At 61.4% G+C, this 3273-nt stretch carries 2 protein-coding genes; both read right to left on the bottom strand.

Going from position 1 to position 3273, the window contains the following annotated elements; genetic code table 11:
• On the bottom strand, positions 1-1664 hold a 1664-nt coding region (carB, locus tag DBR12_RS02740), incomplete at its 3' end, for a carbamoyl-phosphate synthase large subunit (protein WP_146185455.1).
• A complete protein-coding gene (gene carA / locus DBR12_RS02735) occupies positions 1664-2827 on the bottom strand; it encodes a glutamine-hydrolyzing carbamoyl-phosphate synthase small subunit (protein WP_108615841.1) in 1164 nt (387 codons plus the stop codon). The genes carA and carB, both read right to left, overlap by 1 nt.
• Between the last annotated feature and the right edge of the window lie 446 nt (positions 2828-3273).

The raw sequence follows: 3273 nt of genomic DNA, 5'->3' as shown, positions 1-3273 counted from the left end.
GCCTCGCACTCTTCCTCGTAGGTCGAGTACATGTAGGCGGTGTGGGTGGCGAACTCGGCAGCGCAGGTGTCCACACGCTTGTAGACAGGGCGCACGTTGAGGGCGCGACGCGCTTCGCGCACCGACTTCTCGGTGGTCTTGAGCAGCTTGGCCAGGCGACGGTCTGAGAAGCCCTTCTTCTTGAGCGTGCGCAGCGTGTCCGCATCCAGGGTGGCCAATGCACTTTCACCCTTGTCGGCGGCCAGTTGGTCGAGTTCGAGTTCGATCTTCACGATCTCTTCGATCTGCACCAGGAACCACTTGTCGATCTTGGTGAGGTCATACACCTCGTCCACCGACAGGCCCATGGCGAACGCATCGCCCACGTACCAGATGCGCTCGGGGCCGGGCTCGCCCAGTTCCTTTTCGAGCGTCTCGCGGTCCTGGGTCTTTTCGTTCATGCCGTCCACGCCCACTTCCAGGCCGCGCAGGGCTTTCTGGAAGGATTCCTGGAAGGTGCGGCCCATGGCCATCACCTCACCCACAGACTTCATCTGCGTGGTCAGGCGGCTGTCGGCCGTGGGGAATTTTTCAAACGCAAAGCGCGGGATCTTGGTGACCACGTAGTCGATCGAAGGCTCGAACGACGCGGGCGTGGCACCACCCGTGATTTCGTTCTTCAGCTCATCGAGCGTATAGCCCACAGCCAGCTTGGCAGCGACCTTGGCAATCGGGAAGCCCGTGGCCTTGGACGCCAGCGCGGACGAACGCGACACGCGCGGGTTCATCTCGATGACGATCATGCGGCCGTCCTTCGGGTTCACCGAGAACTGCACGTTGGAGCCGCCCGTGTCCACGCCGATCTCGCGCAGAACCGCGAGCGACGCATTGCGCATGATCTGGTATTCCTTGTCTGTCAGCGTCTGGGCAGGTGCCACGGTGATCGAGTCACCGGTGTGCACGCCCATCGGGTCCAGGTTCTCGATGGAGCAGATGATGATGCAGTTGTCCGCCTTGTCGCGGACCACTTCCATCTCGTACTCCTTCCAGCCGAGCAGCGACTCTTCGATCAGCAGCTCGTTGGTAGGCGAGGCTTCCAGGCCGCGCTTGCAGATGGTCTCGAATTCTTCAGGGTTGTAGGCAATGCCGCCGCCGGTGCCGCCGAGCGTGAAGCTGGGGCGGATCACGGTGGGGAAACCCACACTCTTTTGTACCGCCCAGGCTTCCTCCATGCTGTGGGCGATGCCGGAGCGCGCGGAGCCCAGACCGATCTTGGTCATGGCGTCCTTGAACTTCAGGCGATCTTCGGCCTTGTCGATGGCCTCAGGCGTAGCACCGATCAACTCGACCTTGTACTTGTCGAGCACGCCGTTGCGCCACAGGTCCAGCGCGCAGTTGAGCGCAGTCTGGCCGCCCATGGTGGGCAGGATGGCGTCGGGGCGTTCCTTGGCAATGATTTTTTCGACCGTCTGCCAGGTGATGGGCTCGATGTAGGTGACGTCGGCGGTGGCCGGGTCGGTCATGATCGTTGCGGGGTTGCTGTTGATCAGGATGACCTTGTAGCCTTCTTCGCGCAGGGCCTTGCAGGCTTGCACGCCGGAGTAGTCAAACTCGCAGGCCTGGCCGATGATGATCGGGCCGGCGCCGATGATGAGGATCGATTTGAGGTCTGTGCGCTTTGGCATTATTTCTTCTCCATCAGCGCGGTGAAGCGGTCAAACAGGTAGGCGATATCGTGCGGGCCTGGCGATGCTTCGGGGTGGCCCTGGAAGCAGAACGCGGGCTTGTCGGTGCGGGCAAGGCCTTGCAGCGTGCCGTCGAACAGACTGATGTGCGTGGCACGCAGCGTGGCGGGCAGCGAGGCCATGTCCACCGCAAAGCCGTGGTTCTGGCTGGTGATGCTCACACGGCCGTTGTCCAGGTCCTTCACGGGGTGGTTGGCGCCGTGGTGGCTGTTGTCCATCTTGAAGGTGGTCGCGCCGCTGGCCAGGGCCATGATCTGGTGGCCCAGGCAGATGCCGAAGGTGGGCACGCCCGCGTCGATGATCTGGCGCGTGGCTTCGATGGCGTAGTCGCAGGGCGCCGGGTCGCCAGGGCCGTTAGACAGGAAGACCCCATCAGGATTCATGGCCAGCACATCGGCGGCAGGGGTTTGCGCGGGCACCACGGTGACCTTGCAGCCCCGTTCGGCAAGCATGCGCAGAATGTTCTTCTTCACGCCGAAGTCGTAAGCCACGACATGAAAGCGGGGCTGCGCGAGAACACCGTATCCAGAACCCAGTTGCCACTCGGTCTGCGTCCACTCGTAGCGCGATGCTGTGGTCACCACCTTGGCCAGATCCAGCCCAGCCATGTTGGGAGCGGCCTTGGCTTTGGCGATGGCTTCATCGATGAGGCCCTGCGTCACCACCTGCCCTGCGGCCAGGCCCACGATGGCGCCATTCTGGGCACCCCGGGTGCGCAGCAGGCGGGTCAGCTTGCGGGTGTCAATGTTGGCTATGGCCACCGTCTTTTCGCGCACGAGGTACTGCGAAAGCGTTTCCGTGGATCGGAAGTTGCTAGCCAGAAGAGGCAGGTCTTTGATGATCAGACCTGCGGCATGGACCTTGTCAGCTTCGATGTCTTCCGCATTGACGCCGTAGTTGCCAATGTGCGGATACGTGAGCGTCACGATCTGCTGGCAATAGCTGGGGTCGGTGAGGATTTCCTGGTAGCCGGTGATGGCGGTGTTGAACACCACTTCGCCGACTGTGGTGCCGGTGGCACCAATCGAATTGCCGATAAAGACCGTGCCGTCTGCGAGCGCCAGAATGGCGGGCGGGAAACTTCCCTGTAGAGACAAAAGCACTGGGTTCTCCGGATGGTTACGGTCGCCCGGCGCCTGCAGGCCACTCGCACACACAAGGTGCGATAGTGCCAGTGGCTGCTCTCAGATGGGTTGTTGCTTTGGGTGCGGTCGGGCGACGCTGTTGCGAGAAAAGCTCCCGATTATACCCTTGCACCCGCACCTCGTACCAAATGCGCGTCTTGCATGACCTTGTTGCCTCGGAGTTTGTCGGGCTTTCCAGCCTTGCAGTGGCGATTGCTCAATTTATAAGCAGAATCGATGTGCAACAAGGCAAAAGTCTGCTTGCAAAAGGCGCGAGACACCTGATTTTCGTCTTGTGACACGCTGCTGCGACTCAAGTCCTACAGACTCCCAGCACACACCAAACGGGCCTACCAAGATGGACCTGGCAAAGGCCCTTCCCCACCCATTTGCACGAGCACTGTGTACTGGTATCGGTGCTCAGC

The organism is Acidovorax sp. HMWF029 (genome assembly GCF_003060895.1).
Lineage (GTDB): Bacteria > Pseudomonadota > Gammaproteobacteria > Burkholderiales > Burkholderiaceae_C > Acidovorax.
The sequence above is the reverse complement of the archived record's forward strand: the minus strand, read 5'-3'. Positions and strand labels throughout refer to the sequence as shown.